The organism is Marinoscillum sp., from assembly GCF_965229915.1.
In the GTDB taxonomy this organism is placed as follows: domain Bacteria; phylum Bacteroidota; class Bacteroidia; order Cytophagales; family Cyclobacteriaceae; genus Marinoscillum.
Window position 1 is genome coordinate 3,387,501 of the sequence record NZ_CBDDJZ010000001.1, and the last position, 20,943, is coordinate 3,408,443.

General features: G+C 42.2%; 15 protein-coding genes and 2 rRNA genes (1 of these 17 cut by a window edge). 9 read left to right on the forward strand and 8 right to left on the reverse strand.

All coding sequences use genetic code 11. The annotated features are described in order from the left end of the window. From ACO067_RS14460 to ACO067_RS14475, 4 genes are all read left to right on the forward strand, one after another. A 23S ribosomal RNA gene (locus tag ACO067_RS14460) occupies window positions 1-621 on the forward strand (it extends 2,248 nt beyond the left edge of the window). A 175-nt stretch (window positions 622-796) separates the two neighbouring features. After that, window positions 797-908, forward strand: a 5S ribosomal RNA gene (gene rrf, locus ACO067_RS14465). Window positions 909-1,296: 388 nt separating this feature from the next. Beyond that, window positions 1,297-4,041 carry an OmpA family protein gene (locus tag ACO067_RS14470; protein WP_421875163.1) on the forward strand — a complete coding sequence of 915 codons (2,745 nt, stop codon included), beginning with the start codon at window positions 1,297-1,299 and terminating at the stop codon, window positions 4,039-4,041. Between the two features lie 75 nt (window positions 4,042-4,116). After that, window positions 4,117-8,316 (forward strand): CHAT domain-containing protein, encoded by a 4,200-nt coding sequence (locus tag ACO067_RS14475; RefSeq protein WP_421875165.1) that lies wholly within the window; start codon window positions 4,117-4,119, stop codon window positions 8,314-8,316. 51 nt (window positions 8,317-8,367) lie between these two features. On the opposite strand, the gene floA is transcribed toward ACO067_RS14475, so the two are convergent. The 3 genes from floA to proS are packed head-to-tail and all read right to left on the reverse strand — an operon-like array spanning window position 8,368 to window position 11,358. Next, window positions 8,368-9,405, reverse strand: a complete 1,038-nt coding sequence (gene floA, locus ACO067_RS14480; protein WP_421875167.1) for a flotillin-like protein FloA — start codon at window positions 9,403-9,405, stop codon at window positions 8,368-8,370. A gap of 10 nt (window positions 9,406-9,415) precedes the next feature. Then, window positions 9,416-9,880, reverse strand: coding sequence for an NfeD family protein (locus tag ACO067_RS14485; protein ID WP_421875169.1), 465 nt, complete (start codon window positions 9,878-9,880; stop codon window positions 9,416-9,418). Window positions 9,881-9,882: 2 nt separating this feature from the next. Continuing rightward, the gene (gene proS, locus ACO067_RS14490) at window positions 9,883-11,358 is read right to left on the reverse strand and encodes a proline--tRNA ligase (RefSeq protein WP_421875171.1); all 1,476 of its coding nucleotides are present in this window, start codon (window positions 11,356-11,358) and stop codon (window positions 9,883-9,885) included. Window positions 11,359-11,485: 127 nt separating this feature from the next. Between proS and ACO067_RS14495 the strand changes: the two genes are divergently transcribed. Then, complete coding sequence (locus ACO067_RS14495; protein WP_421875173.1) at window positions 11,486-12,910, forward strand: hypothetical protein; 1,425 nt, start codon at window positions 11,486-11,488, stop codon at window positions 12,908-12,910. Window positions 12,911-12,937: 27 nt separating this feature from the next. After that, window positions 12,938-14,461: an OmpP1/FadL family transporter gene (locus ACO067_RS14500; protein ID WP_421875175.1), complete on the forward strand. Its 1,524-nt coding sequence runs from the start codon at window positions 12,938-12,940 to the stop codon at window positions 14,459-14,461. On the opposite strand, the gene ACO067_RS14505 is transcribed toward ACO067_RS14500, so the two are convergent. Genes ACO067_RS14505 through ACO067_RS14515 form a run of 3 tightly spaced genes read right to left on the reverse strand, consistent with a single transcriptional unit; the run spans window position 14,451 to window position 16,581 of the window. Continuing rightward, window positions 14,451-14,951: a shikimate kinase gene (locus ACO067_RS14505; protein ID WP_421875177.1), complete on the reverse strand. Its 501-nt coding sequence runs from the start codon at window positions 14,949-14,951 to the stop codon at window positions 14,451-14,453. The genes ACO067_RS14500 and ACO067_RS14505 overlap by 11 nt on opposite strands. Beyond that, complete coding sequence (locus ACO067_RS14510) at window positions 14,948-16,036, reverse strand: BT_3928 family protein (protein WP_421875179.1); 1,089 nt, start codon at window positions 16,034-16,036, stop codon at window positions 14,948-14,950. Before ACO067_RS14510 ends, ACO067_RS14505 begins: the two co-directional genes overlap by 4 nt. Beyond that, window positions 16,033-16,581 carry a DUF1599 domain-containing protein gene (locus ACO067_RS14515; RefSeq protein WP_421875181.1) on the reverse strand — a complete coding sequence of 183 codons (549 nt, stop codon included), beginning with the start codon at window positions 16,579-16,581 and terminating at the stop codon, window positions 16,033-16,035. The genes ACO067_RS14510 and ACO067_RS14515 overlap by 4 nt, the downstream gene beginning before the upstream one ends. Before the next feature lie 36 nt (window positions 16,582-16,617). On the opposite strand from ACO067_RS14515, the gene folP reads away from it, so the two are divergent. Continuing rightward, window positions 16,618-17,472 carry a dihydropteroate synthase gene (gene folP / locus ACO067_RS14520; protein WP_421875183.1) on the forward strand — a complete coding sequence of 285 codons (855 nt, stop codon included), beginning with the start codon at window positions 16,618-16,620 and terminating at the stop codon, window positions 17,470-17,472. Next, window positions 17,469-18,395: a diadenylate cyclase CdaA gene (gene cdaA / locus ACO067_RS14525; RefSeq protein WP_421875185.1), complete on the forward strand. Its 927-nt coding sequence runs from the start codon at window positions 17,469-17,471 to the stop codon at window positions 18,393-18,395. The genes folP and cdaA overlap by 4 nt, the downstream gene beginning before the upstream one ends. Here the strand turns inward: cdaA and kbl are convergent. Further along, complete coding sequence (kbl, locus tag ACO067_RS14530; protein ID WP_421875187.1) at window positions 18,388-19,578, reverse strand: glycine C-acetyltransferase; 1,191 nt, start codon at window positions 19,576-19,578, stop codon at window positions 18,388-18,390. The genes cdaA and kbl overlap by 8 nt on opposite strands. A 5-nt stretch (window positions 19,579-19,583) precedes the next feature. After that, complete coding sequence (locus tag ACO067_RS14535) at window positions 19,584-19,832, reverse strand: hypothetical protein (RefSeq protein WP_421875189.1); 249 nt, start codon at window positions 19,830-19,832, stop codon at window positions 19,584-19,586. 84 nt (window positions 19,833-19,916) lie between these two features. Between ACO067_RS14535 and ACO067_RS14540 the strand changes: the two genes are divergently transcribed. Next, window positions 19,917-20,867 carry an NAD-dependent epimerase/dehydratase family protein gene (locus tag ACO067_RS14540; RefSeq protein ID WP_421875191.1) on the forward strand — a complete coding sequence of 317 codons (951 nt, stop codon included), beginning with the start codon at window positions 19,917-19,919 and terminating at the stop codon, window positions 20,865-20,867. The last annotated feature ends 76 nt before the right edge of the window (window positions 20,868-20,943 follow it).

A 20,943-nucleotide genomic window follows, 5' to 3' on the forward strand; every position in this document is an offset into this window, starting at 1 on the left:
AAAAGTGTAACGGAGGCTTTCAAAGGTACCCTCAGCATGTTTGGTAATCATGCGTGGAGTGCAATAGCATAAGGGTGCTTGACTGTGAGACTAACAAGTCGATCAGGGTCGAAAGACGGATATAGTGATCCGGTGGTTCTGTATGGAAGGGCCATCGCTCAAAGGATAAAAGGTACTCCGGGGATAACAGGCTGATCTCCCCCAAGAGCTCACATCGACGGGGAGGTTTGGCACCTCGATGTCGGCTCGTCACATCCTGGGGCTGGAGAAGGTCCCAAGGGTTGGGCTGTTCGCCCATTAAAGTGGCACGCGAGCTGGGTTCAGAACGTCGTGAGACAGTTCGGTCCCTATCTGTTGCGAGCGTAAGAAACTTGAGAAGATCTGACTTTAGTACGAGAGGACCGAGTTGGACTAACCGCTGGTGTACCAGTTGTCTCGCCAGGGGCATTGCTGGGTAGCTATGTTGGGAAGGGATAAGCGCTGAAAGCATCTAAGCGCGAAACCCACTTCAAGATGAGGTTTCTTTAAAGGGACGTTATAGATGATGACGTTGATAGGCTGCAGGTATATAGGTAGTAATATCAGAGCTGAGCAGTACTAATTACCCGTAAGCTTTCTTGTCGAGCCCACTTTATGCAAGTGGGGATGATGAACTTGCTTCGAATTTTTCAGAGAATCTTTCACATATATATGTCAAAACCGACACTAGTCGGGAGTCAATAGTTTATAGAAGATAGACTAAGACTTAAAAATATCAAGACCATGACGCTGACTTACGTTCAGTCATGGCAGGTTTTATGGTGATTATTGCGGTGGGGTCCACCTTTTTCCATTCCGAACAAAGAAGTTAAGCCCACCAGCGCCGATGGTACTGCAGTAACATGTGGGAGAGTAGGTCGTTGCCAGTTTATTACAAACCCTGATTGGTTTTCCAGTCAGGGTTTTTTGTTTTTAAAGCTTTATTAAATTTAAACATACTACTCTTATGCACATAGCCCTGGGCGGAGCAGTCGTTTTTTGTTTTTAAAATATACCAAATAAGAACGACGATCTTCTCGCAAGAGTTGGGGTTAATTCAGTACATCATGGGTGCTATGAGTCAATATTTGCTGTCTACATTATGGATTGTAAAGTTTAACAGGTGCCGATGGTACCTCGATGTGAACTCTTTTTGTGTTTTATTCTTTTAAGTCCTACTCTTAGCAACTACCTATTAATACGTAGTAAAATACGTAATTGGTGGTATTGAGGTGGTTGGGCCTTTTCACGTGATTTGGATAAAAATCTATTATCACCATGGAAGCCAAACTATTGCTATCAACTTGTTTAGTACTACTAATCTTTGTAGGCTATGGACAATCTGGAAATTCCTATTTCGAAGAACAAGATTATTACAATGCCACTAGATACTATGAAGTAGAGGTAAAAACCGCACCATCAAAGTATTTGAATTTAGCAAAAAGCTATTTTGCTTTAAAGCAATTCGATAAAGCTGTCGACGCGTTGGATAGTTATAAATCTGAGTATTCAGGCGCAGACCTAACCTTAGCCAACAAATGGTTGGAGTTGCTTCGGCGAGATGATGACGAAATAGAAATGAGACCCATTGAGATTCTCAATTCGAATCAATATGAAATCATCCCTCAGATTACCAAAAATGGGCAACGACTTTTCTTTGTTAGTAAAAACCGACCCGATGGTAAGGGGGGTGAAGATATTTATTATTCTGACCGGCTATTAGATGGTGGTTGGTCTGAACCCCAGGGCTGGGATGTGTTCAATTCTAAAAGCCACGAGGGTGTACTGGCTATCTCAGCGGATGAAAATGTGGTTATACTCTTTGGAAACTATCCCGGGTCTTTTGGGAATGGCGATCTTTTCTATTCTATAAAAGTGGATGGGGTATGGTCATATCCTTGCAACCTTGGCGGTACCATCAATACGAACAACTGGGAAGCACAGGCAAATTTGAGTGCCGATGGACGTTTCTTATTGTTTACCAGTGATAGGGAAGGTGGACAAGGCAATGAAGATTTATATGTTACCGAATTGACTGAAGAGGATGGATGGACTACTCCTAAAAATCTTGGACCGGTTATTAACACCACTGGAACTGATCTATCTCCTTTTTTGGCGGCTGATGGTAAGACGTTATACTTTGCTTCCACTGGACATTTTGGATTTGGGGAGCGCGATATGTTTGTTTCCAAACGATTGGATGATACCTGGACCAATTGGAGCAAACCGGTGAACCTGGGAAGGTATATTAATACCCTCCACGATGATAATTATCTGACAATACCTGAGTCAGGTACAAAGGCTTACATGGTGGGTATTGGTGGGATTGAAACGGAAGGGTCGAAAGATATTTTCGAGTTTATTCTTCCCCCTTCAATGAGGCCAGAGGCGCTCTTTCATGTATATGGTACCGTACTGGATGAACAAGACTCATCGGCGAGTGTGATCATTCGATACTATGATTCAGCAGACGGTACAGAGGTTGCGAAAACTCTAAGTAGTGAAGTGGATGGTTCGTATGCAGTGTCTTTGCCTTCATTTAGAAAGTACGACGTGATCATTGACATGAAGGGCTTTTTATACTATGAAACTACTCTTGACTTAACAGACCCTAGCAAATATTTTAAGAAGAAGTCATTTAAAGAAGTAATGGGCGATGAATTTGAGTTGCTTGCAGAATCGAATGAGCGAACAGATAGATATGGTGTGACTTATGATACTTTACTTGAGGCGGATCAAGAGAAAGATATGGTGGCCAATTTTGAGCAACTCATCGCTCTATCTGGTCAATATTCAAGAGAAGGTAAAGAGATGGATCGTATCCTCCGAAATGCTCGATATAAATACTTAAGTGAATTAGAAACACAGCGTGAAGTGGTTCAAGACCATGACGTAACTCGAATAAAAGTAGGAGCCAAATTTGAGGTCAAGAATATCTTTTTTGAATTTGGCAAAGCTACTTTGACAAGTCAATCTAGGGCTGAGCTCGATAAACTTTATGACATCATGAATCGAAGCGAGATTGTAGTGGAATTTGGAGGACATACAGATAATGTTGGTTCTGAAGAAGCTAACCAAAACTTATCTCAAGAACGTGTAAATTCTGTCAAATCCTACTTGGTAGATAAAGGAATCAATACGGCTCGTATAGCTGCAGTTGGCTATGGTGAGTCGCAACCTGTGGCTACCAACGAAACTGATGAAGGTCGCCAGAAGAATAGGCGAGTTGAGCTAAAGATCACAAAGTTGAGGTTAGAAAGAGAAGGATCTGATGAGATTACTAGCAATGAAGACTTTGATGGACTCCAAGAAGAATCAGCTTTTGTTACAGGTTCTACCATCCAGGCCGACCTCCTGGAGCGATTCAGAAAGGCGGCTGAAAAAGGTGGATTGCCAAGTGGTGCAGATTGCAACGATGATGCGGAAGTCGTAACCACAAATACCACCCCAGCGAAGACCAAGGATTATTCTTCAAGTTCATTCGATTTTGAAGGATTCGACGCAATTGATGATTTAGATGATTATATCTATATGTCCTTCAATCCTTACATGAATACCTATGGTACTCCCTTTGGCGGGGCATTAGGAGCAGGTTTAGCTTTCGTTAAAGAAGAGAACCTTCGTGAGATTCACCTACAGTACAATTTTATCAACCCAGACACGGTAACATGGTCAGGCTCTGCACAGATTCTTTGGGCGATTCGACCGCTTTCACCATTTCATTTGCACTTTGGTGCCGAAATGGGCCTTTTAGGAATCAAAGACGATAGTGAAGGACTTGGGTACATCAATGTTCCGGTGGGAGCGCGATATATTTTTGATGTAGCAGGGATACAATTGGGTCCAGAATTCATGTATAGTTTTCAGGCAGTAGCGAATGATCGAATTGAATCGTTTTATGGTAAGACTAAATACATTCGTTTGGGTGTTAACGCCCGTTGGAATTTTATTCAGGGTGGAGTCTTTTTGAATAAGGGTGATTTTGTTGATTACATGGGGTTGAGAGTTGGATTTGCTTTTTAACTTATTTCCATAGTTGCTAGTTTGATTCGGGTGATTGCTTGCATTCACCCGAATTTTCAATTTTAAAAAGAAATCATGCGAGTTTTTTTCACCATTCTTAGTTTGTTCTTGACCTATTCAGCTATTGGTCAGTCTGGTGCTTTCAAAAAGGCTCAGCAGGACTACTATAACTTTCAGTATGTGAGTGCAATCGACGGATTTAAGTCATTTGTAAATGGTGCACCTAAGATTGCTGTAAAAGCCAGGCACTACTTGGCAATGTCATACTTTGAGCATGGTTATATCGATGAAGCGATTAATCATGTCATTGATGGTTCGAATCTAGCCATCGAGACTTTTGGTGAGGAATCTGCCGAAGCAGCATACGGATACATTGGTTATGGGAAGTTTTATCATGAGCGCCAGAGCTATGATACCGCCAAGATGTTTTATCAGGCGGCTTTGGCTTTAATAGATAAGAGGGATCGAATGGTTCTTGCTGAAATACATGCCAATATGGGCTATGCAATGGACTTTAATGAAGAGTTCGACTCGGCACTGATATCTTACCAAAAGGCCGCCGAGATCATGGAAGGTGAGCTTGGCTTATATCATACTTACGTTGATTGGCTGTATGGTTCTATGCCATTTGTGGCAGAGAATGCCGGCTTATATGAGCAGGGTGTAGAGGTGGCTCTGAAGAGTTTAGATATTAAAACCAAGCTCTGGGGAGAAAATAGTGAAGATCATGCTACGGCTCTACGAAGTGTAGCTGTTGCTTATGAGCATTTGGAAGACTATCAGTCAATGCAACCTTATGTTCTACAATTGTTGGAAGTTGGTCAAACAGTGTATGGGGTGACGTGTATGCAGTATGCTGATTATTTACGTATTTATGGTTCTATGAATCAAGGATTACTTCAGCATGATGTGGCCATTGAGAACTACAAAAGGGCATATGAGATTAGCAAAAAAATAGCCGGTGCTAAAGACCCTAAAACACTAAGCTATCTACATTCTATTGCTGACGGGTTGTTCGATAAAGGCGATTTTCAAGAAGCTCTAAAAGTCTATCAGCAATACTTTGGTCTTATAGATAAAACTGGTGATCAGGTGGTACTCATTGAGATTAATGAGGATGTTGCATCATGTTTTGAGGAATTGTCGGATTATCAACAAGCAGAGCGATTCTATCAGAGAGCTTTGGCTTTAAAGGAATCAGAATATCAAAACCTACTACCTTCATCATACATCAGTTTGGCACGAATTGCGGAATTTGAACAGAACTTTCAGAAGGCCCAAGGCTTACTTGATAAGGCGGCTGAAGCGAATAGTCGGTACAATGATAACGATCAGGAGACCCTTGCATTCATTTTGAACAACCGAGGTGTTTTATTTCAAAACATGTATCAATTTGATGAAGCACTTGAGGTTTTACAGCAATCATTAACCATTCGAAAAGAGCTTTTCGGCGAGAATTCCAGGCAATTTGCCCAAACTTCCAATAGCATTGGTAATGTCTATAACTACCTTGGTCAGGATGAAAAGGCACTGACCTATTTCTCAAAAACGTTGGATATAGAGTTGGAAGAATATGGAGAAACCCACCCAAATGTTGCTTCTACACTGGTGAACATGTCTAATTGTCATTCAGATCTGGACCAATACCAGAACTCACTCCAATCTTTGGAACAAGCCGAAAATATTTTAAATAGAAGTCCTCAGAGTCCTGTTTTGGTGAGCGTATATCACAATACGGCTGTCAACTATACCGAATTGGTACAATATGACAAAGCCAAGATCTATGCCATCAAGCACAAAGAATTAGTGGAAAAGCTCCATGGTAAAGGTTCTGAAGATATGGCCAACAACTGGAACTTGATGGGAATGATATTCCACAACGAGGGGCTCACATCCGATGCACTGGAGGCTTATGAACAAGCGATTTCAATTTACAAGGAGTTGGGGTTAAGCAAATCATTGGCATATGCCGGCGTATTGAATAATATAGGCTTGACTACTTTGAACTATGAGGCCTACTCGCTGGCTGATGATTACTTCCATGAGTCTCTCCGAATATATGAGGCTGTTTTGCCCTCAGGTCATCGAGATATCATTACTACCAAAATCAATCTAGGTCTGATTGAAGATGGAAAAGGCAACTATGAGAAGGCAATAAAGTACTATGAGGACGTGCTGGGTGGATTTGGGAAGAGTATGGTTGATACCTTAAGTGCGGCAACTACATATCAGAATCTTGCCATTGCACAAAATATGTTAGGGTGGTATGATGAGGCTATTGCATCGGCAAAAAGCGCATTGCAACTTTTCCAGAGTAAACTTGGAAGTCGTAATGCGACAGTGGCAGCAATATATAATAATCTAGCTATTTATTACCAGAAGGTCGGTTTGCGTAAAGAAGCTATTGAATGTTATAGTTTGGCGCTATCTAATTTTGAATCTGACAATAGTTACAACGGGATGTTGAGAGTGTATTTGGGGCTTTCTGATCTGGCAGTTGAAGCTGGAGATTATCAGCAAGCGATTGACTATGCCGATCTGGCATTAACAAGTGCGGATCAAAAGTCCGGTAGTGAGATTCTTCGATTTTGTGCCATCGTGGCAAAAGTGGATGGATACTATCTTTTGTATCAAAGGGAGAAGGACTTGTCTTACCTGGAGCAATCACTGGATTTGGTAAAAACGGGTGACTCCTATCTTAGGCAAGCTGAGCAGTTTATTGTGAATGAAGAAGATAAAGTACAGTTCGCAACATGGAAAAGTTTATTAACCATCATTGGAGTAAAAGCAAGCTATGCCATGTATCAGGAAAGCATGAATAAGGCCTATTTGGAGGAAGCGTTGTTCTATGCTGAGAAATCGAAATCTAATGTGTTGCTCCAGTCGATTAAGCAAAGTAATGTTCGTTCTTATGCGGGTATAGATCAGCAACTGGTAGAACGCGAACGTGAGATTAGAACAAATATTGAAGGGCTGGAACAGCAGGTATTTAAACTCACCGGTAAGGCAGATCAGCAAGAAAGACGAAATGCACTTTCTTCTAGATTGTTTAGTCAAAAACAGGCATATCAGTTGATTCTTGAAGAGTTACTAGTAAATCCGAAGTACAGACGGCTTAATAATACGCTTGAGATCACTACTCTTGCCCAGATTCAAAACCGGTTGCAGGATCATGAGGCTGTGATTGAATATGCACCGGGAGACTCTACCCTTTACACATTCGTTATTACCAAATCGGATATTGAGGTATTTGCTAACGATTATGGTGACAAATTTGACGGTCTGGTTACTGCACTTCGAAATGCAATTGTGTTCAAATCCGATGGTGCTTTTGAATATGTATCGCGTCAGCTATACGAACTGTCCTTGAGAGATGTTGAAAACTACTTCAAAGAACAGAGCCTCCAGATATCGAAGTTGACGATTGTGCCTGAAGGACCTTTCAATTACTTCCCATTTGAGAGCTTGAAAAGAGGTGGAAGATACTTGATTGAAGATTATGACATCAATTACTCATATTCCATGACTTTGTCTGGGGTGTTGGAAGACAGAGTGAAACAGGATAACGGTCATTTGCTTTCATTCGCTCCTGTATTTGATGATAGGAAAAACAGTCGGTTAACATCCGGAGCCTTGGATGTTTTTGAAGCATCGAGGAACATTTCCACTGAAGAAGTTAGGGGGTTTAGTGTGAACGGTGAATATATCACACCACTACCGGGAACCAAAGAAGAGGTGGAAGCATTGAGTCTGATGGCCAATAAGAATGGGAAACAAGTGGAAACATATGTATTTGACCAGGCTAAGGAAGAAGTGATTAAGTCAGGGGTGCTCAAAGATTACCAGTACATTCACTTTGCTACTCATGGATTTGTCAATGAGGCTAATCCGGCTTTCTCAGGCGTATTTATGAGTCAGAAAGATGACTCTGATGAGGATTGTGTATTATTTGCATCAGAGATTTACAATTTGACTATTAATGCTGATCTGGTCACACTCAGTGCCTGTGAGACCGGACTCGGAAGATTTGCCCATGGAGAGGGAATCGTGGGTTTAACCAGGGCATTCATGTATGCCGGTGCTAAAAGTCTGGTGGTATCTCAGTGGCAGGTCAATGATGCCAGTACCGCCAAACTCATGGTTGATTTTTATGAAGCGGTATTGTCTGGAAAGGATAAATCTTCTGCACTACGTCAGGCCAAATTGAATCTTATTTCCACTGAGGAGTTCAAACAACCGTATTATTGGGCACCATTTGTCCTGATAGGCCAGTAAAAACAAAAGCCACCCGAAGGTGGCTTTTCTGTACATTTCAATAGGAGTTTATCAACTATCTCCTTTTTTCTTTGAACCAGAGCTTCCCTTTTTCTTGCCTCCACCAGCAATCGAATCTCTCATGTCAGTATCGGCTTGGATGTTCTGGAATTTGTAGTAATCCATTACTCCTAGATTACCAGAACGGAAGGCTTCAGCAAGTGCTTTAGGAACTTCTGCTTCAGCCAGAATTACCTTCGCTCTTGCTTCCTGAGCTTTGGCTACCATCTCTTGCTCTTCGGCTACTGCCATAGCACGACGCTCCTCTGCTTTCGCTTCGGCCACTTTCAAGTCAGCAGAAGCCTGATCCGTTTGCAATTTGGCACCAATGTTGGCCCCTACATCCACATCAGCAATATCAATTGAAAGGATTTCAAATGCAGTACCAGCATCTAGACCTCTTTGCAGCACTAATTTGGAAATCTTATCCGGGTTTTCCAGTACATCTTTGTGGCTAGCCGCAGAACCAATAGAGGTTACAATACCTTCACCCACACGTGCAAGGATGGTGTCTTCACCAGCACCCCCAACTAGTTGCTGAATGTTTGCTCTTACTGTTACTCTAGCTTTGGCTACTAGTTGGATTCCATCAGCGGCCACTGCTGCTACAGATGGAGTATTGATCACCTTCGGGTTTACGGAGATCTGTACCGCTTCAAACACATCTCTACCCGCCAGATCGATAGCCGTGGCCTGCTTGAATGTGAGGTTGATATTGGCTTTGTCTGCCGAGATCAACGCTTTGATCACTTGTGGTACGTTACCTCCAGCGAGGTAGTGCGTTTCTAGTTCTTGTGTTTTTAGCGGTCTGGGTGGTGTTCCCTCTGTTTCAGGAATGGTCAAGCCAGCTTTAGTAGCTGTGATCAGTGAGTTAACAATTACAGACGGTGGCACCTTTCGGATGCGCATAAAAACAAGTTCTAATAAGCCAACCCGTACACCAGAAAAAATAGCGGTGATCCAGAGGTTAACCGGAACGAAGTAGAGGAATATGAAAAAGAGAACAATTCCTCCAATGATAAATATGACGAGCATTAGGCTGCTTCCCATGATACTTGGATTAAATAGGTTTTACAATAATTTTATTAGAATCAAGTTTTGTGATTTCGACTTGTTGATTTTCGGAAATATAGGCCCCGTTAGATTTTACTTCCACTATTTGGTCATCAAACATGGCTTTACCATATGGCTTTAGTGAAGAAATGGTCTTGCCTCTTTGAGCTAATTGAAGATTCACTACAATGCCATCGTTGTATTTGCTTCGATGTTCACCCTTTAAAGAGAAGCGTTCCCAGGCTCTTGATTTGAAGCTGTAGAAAATAACCCCAAAACCAAGCAAGACTGAAAAGACCATAATGATGGTGCCGGTAGTAGGGCCGAAGTAGTCATATCCCAGATAAATCCCAACTCCTCCGCAAACGAATCCCATGATCCCGACGATGGTTGTGCCGGGTACAAAGATCACTTCCACGACAATGAGAGCAATGCCAAGAATGATTAACGCAAGAACTGAGATCCACTCCATTTCTAGTAAGCTTTGGCGAAAAGCACTTTACCTTTTGACGGTTTGCCAGAATACATACATGTGCCTTCCTCTGAGTTTGAATTTAACGGAATACAGCGAATTGTAGCCTTGGTTTCTTCTTTTATTTTCTCTTCGGTCTCTGATGTGCCATCCCAGTGAGCGTATATAAAGCCACCTTCTTTTTCAAGTACTTTTTTGAACTCCTCATAGCTTTCAACAGTTCGTGTATTTTCTTCTTTGAATTTAGCTGCTTTGGTGTAGATATTATTTTGGATCTTTTCCAAGAGATTGACCACAAAGTCCACAGTCTCCTCTTGATTGACAAACTGTTTCTCCTTGGTGTCTCTTCTGGCTATTTCTACCGTTCCTTTCTCCAGATCCTTCGGCCCTATGGCGATTCGCACTGGAACTCCTTTTAGCTCGTATTCTGCAAATTTCCAACCTGGTTTGTGCGTGTCACGATTGTCAAACTGCACTGAGATGTTTTTATCCTGTAGCTCTTTTTTGAATTTTTCAGCCACTTCCGATATTGCAGCGAGCTCTTCGTCTTTGCGATAGATTGGAACGATTACAACCTGGATTGGAGCAAGTTTGGGAGGCAAAACTAACCCATCGTCATCTGAATGAGCCATGATCAGCGCACCCATTAGTCTGGTGGAAACACCCCATGAAGTTCCCCATACGAATTCGTCTTTGCCTTCTTTGGTGGCAAACTTCACATCAAAAGCCTTGGCGAAATTTTGTCCCAGGAAGTGTGATGTGCCTGCCTGCAGCGCTTTACCATCCTGCATCATTGCTTCTATGCAGTAAGTCTCCACAGCGCCGGCGAATCGTTCATTCTCCGTTTTCACACCCTTGGTCACTGGCACAGCCATAAACTCCTCTGCAAACTTTGCATAGACATCTAGCATCTGAGCGGTTTCTGCCTCTGCTTCTTGCTTGGTCGCATGAGCTGTGTGACCTTCTTGCCACAGAAACTCGGCTGTTCTTAGAAATAGTCGAGTTCTCATTTCCCAACGCACTACATTGGCCCACTGATTGATCAGTAGAGGTAAATCACGGTAGGACTGAATCCAGTTCTTATAAGAATCCCAAATTACCGTTTCAGAGGTTGGTCTTACGATTAACTCTTCTTCTAATTTAGCATCAGGATCGACAACCACTCCACCTTTTTCTTCATCATTTTTTAGGCGGTAGTGGGTGACCACTGCGCATTCTTTAGCAAAACCTTCCACATGATCTGCTTCCTTGCTTAGAAATGATTTAGGGATGAAAAGAGGGAAATATGCGTTGGAGTGTCCAGTGTCTTTAAACATTTTGTCCAAAGTTTGCTGCATCTTTTCCCAGATAGCAAAACCGTATGGTTTTATTACCATACAGCCCCTTACGGGCGAATTTTCAGCCAATCCCGCCTTCTTCACCAGCTCATTGTACCACAAAGAATAGTCTTCATTTCTGCTTGGAATTGCTTTACTCATGCTAGATTTATGTTTTTGGTATAGTAATTGCTTAATACTAAACTGAATTATAGGGTCACAAATATAGCCGTCCAAAGCGGAAACTAAGTGCCCAGATTCATTGTATTAATGATATAACGTAGGAATTATGGAAGCTTTAAACAAACTCAAACAACTGACAGTGTTCTTTGCACTGGTGCTGATGGTATCAACCTCCTATGCTCAGGAGTATGACGACCTTTACTTTACAAAGAAGGATCGTAAGAAAGTGGAGAAGTTGGAAGAGGCTAAGAACCAAAGTACTTCCACCTATGAGTCTTATACGAACAATACTTATTCAGATAACTACTCAACTCACGAGGTGAACCCTGAGTACATCGCCAGGTACCAATCGGATAGTGAGTATTCCAATGCCGTAGAGGAATATGAAGAGGATGGCTATGTAGAGGCTGATAATGCAAACTACTCACAGCCTTCTATGTCAAATATTTCCTACTTTGATGAAAACATGGCTTATGCTGATCAAGATCAAAATCAAGCTGTAGGGACTACAGTTATTAATAACTACTACGGAAATAATGGTTGGAATAACGGATGGAACAATGGTTGGAATAATTCTTGGGGAAACTCATTCTTTTATGACCCATGGATTGCATCTAATAATGCGTTTTTCTACGATCCATGGTTTGGATGGAATAGTGGTTTGAACATTAGCTTTGGTTTTGGTGTAGGCTGGGGCTGGGGCAACCGATGGAATAATCCTTACTGGGGTTATCCTGGCTTTGCCGGTGGGTTCTATGACCCATACTGGGGCGGACCATTTGGATATGGATATGGTTGGAATAGATGGAACAGATATAATTATGCCTATACCTCCGGCTTCTACTCTGGATACTACTACGGCTCCAATTCCGGAGTTAGCGATACTCCTAGAAGACAAGTGGTGACTGGAAGCAGAATAGCTCGTGGTGGCACAGTGGCTCAGGGGTCACGATCTGGTTCTAGTCGAGTGAACTCTGCCAATGCCTCTAGAAGTGTGGAAGCCAGAGACTATTCCAGAACACAGAATGAATATTTCAGTAGATCTCGCTCTAGTGCCAATGGACGTGTGAGTTCTACTGCATCATCCAGATATAGTGGTAGGTCGGCTTCAGATTATTCAAGCAGCAGATCATCAAGTGGAAGAACTTACAGCAATAGCAGTTACTCAAACAGCCGATCTGCGGCATCATCTTCCAGGTCTAGTGGCGTTTCATCTTCTTCGAGCCGAAGATATAATACAAGTACGTCCAGAAGCAATAGCAACTACTCTAGATCTTCTGGCAGAACCTATTCATCTGGAACTAGCAGATCGAGTTCTTCATCTAGAAGTTACTCACCTTCGAGAAGTTCTTCCAGCAGCTCCAGAAGTTATTCACCTTCACGAAGCTCCAGTGGAAGTAGTAGAAGTGGTGGGTACTCCCCATCTAGAAGTTCTTCTTCTTCCAGATCCTCTGGAGGAGGATCCAGTAGATCTTCTAGCTCTAGTAGAAGTAGTAGTTCTTCCTCCAGATCTGGTAGAGGCGGTAATTAAGAGATCAACTTAGAAGTTTAAACGAACATGAAAAAGCTAGTTTATATATTTTTCACAGGATTGCTATGTCCTTTCATAGCAATGAGTCAGGTAGCTGATGGGGCAATAGGTTACTACAACGATGCATACCTCTTTGGTCAGTCCAACTACACATTTGGAAGTACGGCAAGGATGCAGTCTCTGGGAGGAACTCAGATATCACTAGGTGCTGATATGAGCTCAGCTAGTTCCAATCCAGCTGGATTGGGCATGCTGAACCGTAGTGTGTTTTCATTTACCCCAAGTTTGAATACACACAATACAGTGGGATCCTATATGGGGGGCTCTCTGTCCACTTATCGCAATAACTTCAATTTCTCTAACCTGGGAGTTGCATTCAATACGAACAAGGGAGACTTCACCAGCGAAAAGTTTAAAGGCGGAACATTTGCCATCACGCTAAATCGTACGAATGACTTCAACAACGAATTGACTTACACAGGAAGAAATTCTAGCAATTCCATCATTGATTCATTTATCGAAGAAGCGGGCGTGACTGATCCGAATAACTTGGGTGGATTCGCTTTATCTGCCTATGAAAACTATTTGATAGACCCGCTTTATGATGACGATGATAACCTCACCGGTTATGGGTCATTGGTGTTGGGATTTCCCAATCAAACCGAGACCATTCGAAGAAGCGGAGGGCAATATGACTTGAATTTCGCCTGGGGTGGTAACTATGATGACAAAGTATACTTTGGCGCGAGTCTAGGGTTTGTTACACTCAACTACAATACTAAACGAACCTATATAGAGGACCAGTTTATTTACGATGATGAACAAGGAAATCCAACTGTTGATGATTGGATTAGCTATACGAGAATCACAGACGAATTGACTGTGAATGGAAGTGGAGTGAATGGGGCATTAGGTCTGATCATTCGTCCGGTAAATGTGGTGACCATTGGTGTTACTTATAAAACCCCAACATTCTATTCTTTGGATGAGGAAAGTGGGTTCCGACACGATACTCGGTGGAATAATGTGGAACTCAATGATGGAACCATCCTAAATGATCGCAACTATGAAAGTGATCTGTACGTGGGTCAGTATAACCTCCGTACTCCTGCAAAATTATCCGCTGGTGCATCCTTTTTCCTTGGGAAGTTTGGCTTTGTCAGTGGTGAGGTGGATTTGGTTGACTACTCAAACAGCCAGTTAAAGTCTTCTGATTTTAGCATGGTGGCTGATAATCAGTCCATATTGAATATCTATGAAAACACAATCAACTACCGAGGTGGAGCTGAATTCAGATTAGATAATTTCAGATTCAGAGGAGGGTATGCCCACTTCGGTGATCCCTTTGCTGGTGGTGATGCTGACAGAAGTAGAAGAAATATTACAGGTGGTGTTGGCTTTAGAAATAGTGACTTTTTCATAGATCTGGCAGTGGTCAATACCAAAGCACAAGAACTATATGCTCCTTACTTTATTTCCAATAATCAACCAGAAGTAAAGTTTGAGAAAAGTACCACCACTGTCTCCGCTACGGTAGGGTTTAATTTTTAAGGGACTTAATAGCATTAAGTAAAAGGTCCACTTCTCTATGTGCTATGGAGATTTGGGCCTTTTTATATATTGGCAGTCTCTTCGCCAATAGCTCATCCACTCGCTTTTCAGTATCACCCTGCACAAGTGGGCGGTGGTTTTTTTTAGCAAGTCGCTCTATTAACAAGTCACGTTTTGTTTCCAGGAATACCGTTATGCCGTGAGCATTCATGTAGTCTAGTCCATCCAAAAAACAGGGAGCCCCTCCACCAGTAGAAATAATCTGATGTTTGGATCGTTCAGAAACTTCTTTCAAGGTCAGGTTTTCAACTTCTCTAAAGTATACTTCTCCACTGTCAGCGAAAATATCTGAGATGGCCCTTCCCTCTTTCTCCTCGATCGCCTTGTCAAGGTCAATTAGTTGGTAGTCCAGTTCCTCAGACAGTTTCCTGCCGAAGAATGACTTGCCAGATCCGGGCATACCAATCAAATAGATTCTTCCTAAACTCAAGGCAATAATCTGTTGATATCTGCAGCCTCCGGTGTGTCATTTTGATGCCACTTGCCCAAAACTGTACCATTAGACAATAGCATGATGCCCGGATTAGATCGCACCATTGTTTTCAAGACAGTGGCGTCAGCATAGAAATAGGGTACAGCCAGCTGCACTTCATGTCTGAATCGCTCGAAATCTTCGTAACCCGATGCAGTAAGTACCCACGGCTCTGCTCCTTTTACTTGTGCTGCTAAAGACTTGATTTCATCAATATGGGCAGTAGATGCCTTGTCTACACTGTAGATAATAAAAAGCAGCTTGTCTCCGGTTAACAGTTGCTCCGTAAAGTCTCCATCGTCATTCCAAACGCTGAGGTCGGTTATTTTCGGTTGCGCTTCTGGGTTCACCAGGTTCATGGCTTTGAATTCAAAACTTTTGTCGGATGGGTAGGAGTCAAATGTAAATTCTTCACCCTCTTTGGTCATAACGTATTCATATTTCAGTTCTTCGGATGGCTGCATTAATGTGGGCAAGTGATTACCTATCGCATAAGCTCTGAAGTCAATGAAGGGCAGATGTCTAACCGCATAATTAGCCAATAGGGTAAATACAACAGTAGACCCAATCACTTTGATGTATCCAAATTTTTCAGAAAACCAAGGCTTGAAATTGTGACGATTAATGAAGATGGCTACAATTAATACAAGCAGAATAATATCCTTGTAGAAAGATTCCCAAGGTGTCAATTTGATGGCGTCTCCAAAGCAACCACAGTCAGTTACTTTATTGAAATAAGCAGAGTAGAATGTCAGGAATGTGAAAAATATAATCATTAGCAGTAATGCCCAGCTGGTTCGTGGCATTTTGAACCCAATGATCAGAGCAATACCAAGAACAACTTCCAGTACGCTTAGTAGAATGGCCAGGAAAAGTGCCGCTGGAACAAACCATTCGAAAAATGGTGCGAAATCATAGGCAAACACTTCAAAATATTCCTCTAGCTTGATGGCCGTACCAATGGGATCATTGATTTTGATTATCCCAGAAAAAATGAACAAGGCTCCTACCAGGTAGCGAGCTGCTTCATAAATGTATCTCATGCTTTTCCTTCTTTCAATTTGATCATGCAAAAAACCGAATAGTTAATCATGTCCTGATAATTGGCATCTATGCCCTCGGAGATGATTGTTTTGCCCGAGTTGTCTTCAATTTGTTTTACGCGGAGTAGCTTCATCAGAATAATGTCTGTGATTGAGCTTACTCTCATTTCCCGCCATGCCTCTCCATAGTCATGGTTTTTATTTTTGAGAAGCTCCAACGTATCGTTTGCGGCTTTATCGTACTTGGGTTCGAGTGTTTCGTATGGGATTTCCATTGGATCATTTTCGCTTAACTCCATTTGGATAAGCGCCATAATGCAATAATTGATGATGCCTACAAATTCTGCCGATATATCTTCCTGTACTTTTTGAGAACCTTTTTCCTGAATAGACCGGATGCGCTGAGCTTTAATAAAAATTTGATCAGTAATAGATGGCAAGCGCAGAATTCTCCAGGCGGTACCATAATCCTTGGTCTTCTTAGCGAAGATTTCTTTGCACGAAGCGATAACTTCGCGGTATTGCTCAACAGTCTGATCTTTCAACTTCAGAATTGGTTATATTGTAACTAGTGATTCCAGATGGACAAATCTAATACATTGACAGCTCATACAACCATAAACGTGAAGGGTAGACTCATTGATCTTTCTACACCTAAAGTCATGGGAGTTATCAACGTCACCCCAGATTCATTTTATGCAAGTAGTAGAAAGCAAGATGAGTCTGAGATTTTTCATCAAGTAGAAAAAATGCTGCGAGATGGTGCCACTTTTCTTGATGTGGGCGGGTATTCCTCTAGACCGGGTGCGGAAGACATCAGTGCAGAGGAGGAGTTGCGCAGGGTGATGACAGCCATATCAGGCATCCTGATGCGATTTCCAGAGGCAATCATTTCTGTGGACACGTTTCGTTCGTCAGTGGCTAGAGAAGCTGTAAATGCTGGAGCGTCTATCGTTAACGACATATCGGCAGGGCAGCTGGATAATCAGATGCTGGAAACAGTGGGTAAACTGAAGGTGCCTTACATTGCCATGCACATGCGTGGCACACCGCAGACCATGAAAGAGCAGGTTAAGTATGATGATTTATTGAGAGAGGTGACACAATATTTTTCTGAACGAATTGTTAAGGCTAAAGAATCCGGAATAAAGGATATTATTATAGATCCTGGGTTTGGGTTTGCTAAAACAATTGAGCAGAATTATTCCTTATTATATCGTGTTGACTACCTAAAGCAATTGGGTTACCCGTTGCTTGTCGGAGTGTCTCGCAAATCGATGATTTACAAGTTATTAAATGTAGCTCCCGAAGACGCTTTGAATGGTACAACTGTTTTAAATACACTAGCTTTGCTCAAGGGGGCCTCTATACTCAGAGTTCACGATGTAAAAGAGGCCTCGGAGGCAATTACACTTTTAAATCAAACAATAGCTTGATCTTAGGATTCAATATCGGATTTCTTGAAATAGGGTGGGTAGATATCATCGATATCCTGTTTGTTTCGGTATTGCTGTATCAGGTCTACAAGCTGATGAAGGGCAGTGTAGCGATCAAGGTATTTCTAGGCTTCCTGGTCCTTTATCTGATTTACCTGGTGGTGAACGCAGCACAGATGGAGCTCCTGAGTAATATTTTGGGGCAATTCATGGGTGTGGGAGTAATCGCTGCAATCATTTTGTTCCAACCAGAGATCAGAAAATTCTTACTGCTTCTCGGACGTGCACCGATCTTCAATGAGGGAAATATCTTTGAGAATTTTAAAGCAATATGGACCAATCGAGGAGGATATAAAAAGGCAGACGTCACCCCTTTGATTGAGGCAGCAAAAACACTGGGCGGTACAAATACAGGAGCATTAATTGTGATGTCCAAAAATTCTGAACTCAAATTCTTTGCGGAATCTGGTGACCGAATAGATGCTGTGATCTCCAAGAGACTGCTTATGGCTATCTTTAATAAATACAGTCCGCTGCACGATGGGGCGGTGATTATTTATGATAACAAAATCATTGCAGCTCGGTGTATTCTTCCAGTAACCGAGAGGGACGTGCCAGCACAGTTTGGCCTACGCCATAGAGCAGGTATTGGTATGTCAGAGGCCACGGATACATTGGTGATTGTGGTTTCTGAAGAAACCGGACAGATTTCAACAGTTCGGAATGGTAATATTGCTCATAATCTCTCTACCCAGGAACTGAGAAAGGCGATCAACGAATATCTGTATGAAGAGAGCAAAGAGGTTTCTTCTACCACAGATAATGTGCTGAAAAAGGCAAAAGAAGAAGGCTCCTCCAAAAAGGAAGAGCCTAAGAATTCTGATTCTAAAAAATCGGAGAAGCAATCTGCTCAGGCTAGCTGATCACTCCCAATTCCTTACCCACTTCTGTGAATGCCTGTATGGCTTTGTCAAGATGTGCTCGATCATGAACAGCAGACATCTGCACACGAATTCTGGCCTGCCCTTTTGGAACTACTGGGAAATAGAAGCCAATCACGTAAATGCCTTTATCGAGAAGTTTTTGTGCCATTTTCTGAGAAAGCACCGCATCATAGAGCATGATTGGGACGATGGCATGATCCCCTGGCTTAATGTCAAATCCAGCGGCAGTCATCTGCTCTCTGAAATATTTCGTATTCGTCTCTAGTTTATCTCTAAGCTCGGTAGTTTCAGAAAGCATATCTATCACTGCAATGGACGCACCAGTGATCGAAGGGGCTAGTGTATTCGAGAACAAATAGGGTCTCGACCTCTGCCTTAGTACTTCTATGATTTCCTTCTTACCAGAAGTAAAACCACCGGAAGCTCCGCCAAGTGCTTTGCCAAGAGTGCCAGTGATGATGTCCACGCGATCCATACAGTTTCTGTATTCGTGCACGCCACGTCCGGTTTTACCCATAAATCCTGTTGAGTGACACTCGTCAGTCATCACTACTGCATCGTATTTGTCAGCCAGGTCACAGATTTTGTCAAGTTGAGCAATGGTGCCATCCATGGAGAATACACCATCCGTAACGATTACCTTCACTTTTGCATCAGATGCTTCTTTTAGCTTGGCTTCCAGGTCATTCATGTTGTTATGCTCGTAGCGATAGCGTGAGGCTTTGCATAGCCGCACTCCATCGATGATAGAGGCATGGTTCAAGGCGTCAGAGATAATCGCATCTTCTGGACCCAGCAATGGTTCGAACACACCTCCGTTAGCATCAAATGCAGCAGCATATAAAATAGTGTCTTCAGTACCCAGAAATTCAGAAATTTTCCGTTCGAGTTCTTTGTGAATATCCTGCGTACCACAGATAAATCTGACGGAAGACATGCCAAAACCATGTGTATCAATCGTTTTTTTGGCAGCTTCAATTACTCTGGGGTGTGATGACAGTCCTAGGTAGTTATTAGCACAAAAGTTGATCACCTCTTTGCCATCATTAAGCTTGATCACGGCATCTTGTGGTGAGGTGATGATGCGCTCTTCTTTGAATAATCCAGCCTCTTTGATGTCGGCTATTTCCTTTTCTAGTTTAGACTTTAAGGAGTTGTACATGTCGTCTATTTTTTAATTTTTGGTACTATTTTGGGTTTTACTGCTTTTGGCTTCTTAATCACTTTTTCTTCTGGTTCCTTTTCCAGTTTGTATTTTCTTCTAAGCTTATTGATCAGGAAAAGTTTTTGTGATGTGAAGCTATCGGGATGCATTTGGGTAAAGAGCTTATTAAATTCTTTATATCGCTCAGGATCTCCTGATTTCATCAGATCAGGATCGATTTTTTTGCTAATTAGATAGGTTCTCAAATTCATCTGAACAAAGTTATAAGGATTGGGGATTATAAGTTGTGAGAAAGATCAAATTACTACTTTTGCAGGCATAAACGACATTACCCCATGGAGAAAATATTAGTCATTGGTGCCTGTGGACAGTTAGGTACCGAGTTAACCCTGAAACTGCGCGATCTGTTTGGAATAGAGCAGGTCATTGCTTCAGATTTAAGGGAACCTGCGGATCTCATCAAAGATGGTCCATTCGAGTCATTGGATGTGATGAATAAGGAGGCGCTGGATCAGCTTATTGCTAAGCATCAGATTACCCAGATTTATCACCTTGCAGCTATTTTATCGGCCAAAGGTGAGCAAAACCCAAAGTTTGCCTGGGATCTAAACATGACCAGTTTGCTGAATGTACTGGAGGCTGGCCGAAATGGTGTTTCAAAGATCTACTGGCCATCATCTATTGCAGTATTTGGTCCTTCTACACCAAAAGTGAAAACCCCGCAGGATACCATTATGGATCCGAATACGGTTTATGGTATCAGCAAATTGGCGGGAGAGCGCTGGTGTGACTGGTACTATCAGAAGCATGGGGTGGATGTGAGGTCTATTCGCTATCCTGGCTTAATTGGTTACAAGGCTCAGCCGGGAGGAGGTACTACTGACTATGCAGTGGACATCTTCTGGAAGGCGATATTGGAAGGTTCCTATGATTGTTTCCTAAGACAAGATGCGTTGCTGCCCATGATGTATATGGACGATGCAGTCAAAGCGACTATTGATCTTATGCAAACCGATGCAGATAAAATCAAAGTTCGTTCGAGTTACAATGTATCTGCCATTAGCTTTTCTCCTGAGATGATTTATCAAGAGATTTTAAAAAGATATCCTGATTTCAAGATCAACTATTCTCCAGATTTCAGACAGGTGATAGCTGACAGTTGGCCAAATAGTATCGATGATACCAATGCACGAGGTGACTGGGGGTGGCAGCCAGATTTTAATTTGGAAAAGATGGTTAATACCATGCTGGACAACCTTGAAAACATTTTGGTAGAAGCCAAATAAAATGAATCGAAAAGGGCCGGCAGGCAAATTTGCTATTAAATAAGAAGAGTGATTGGCCCTTAATGGTGAAAATATT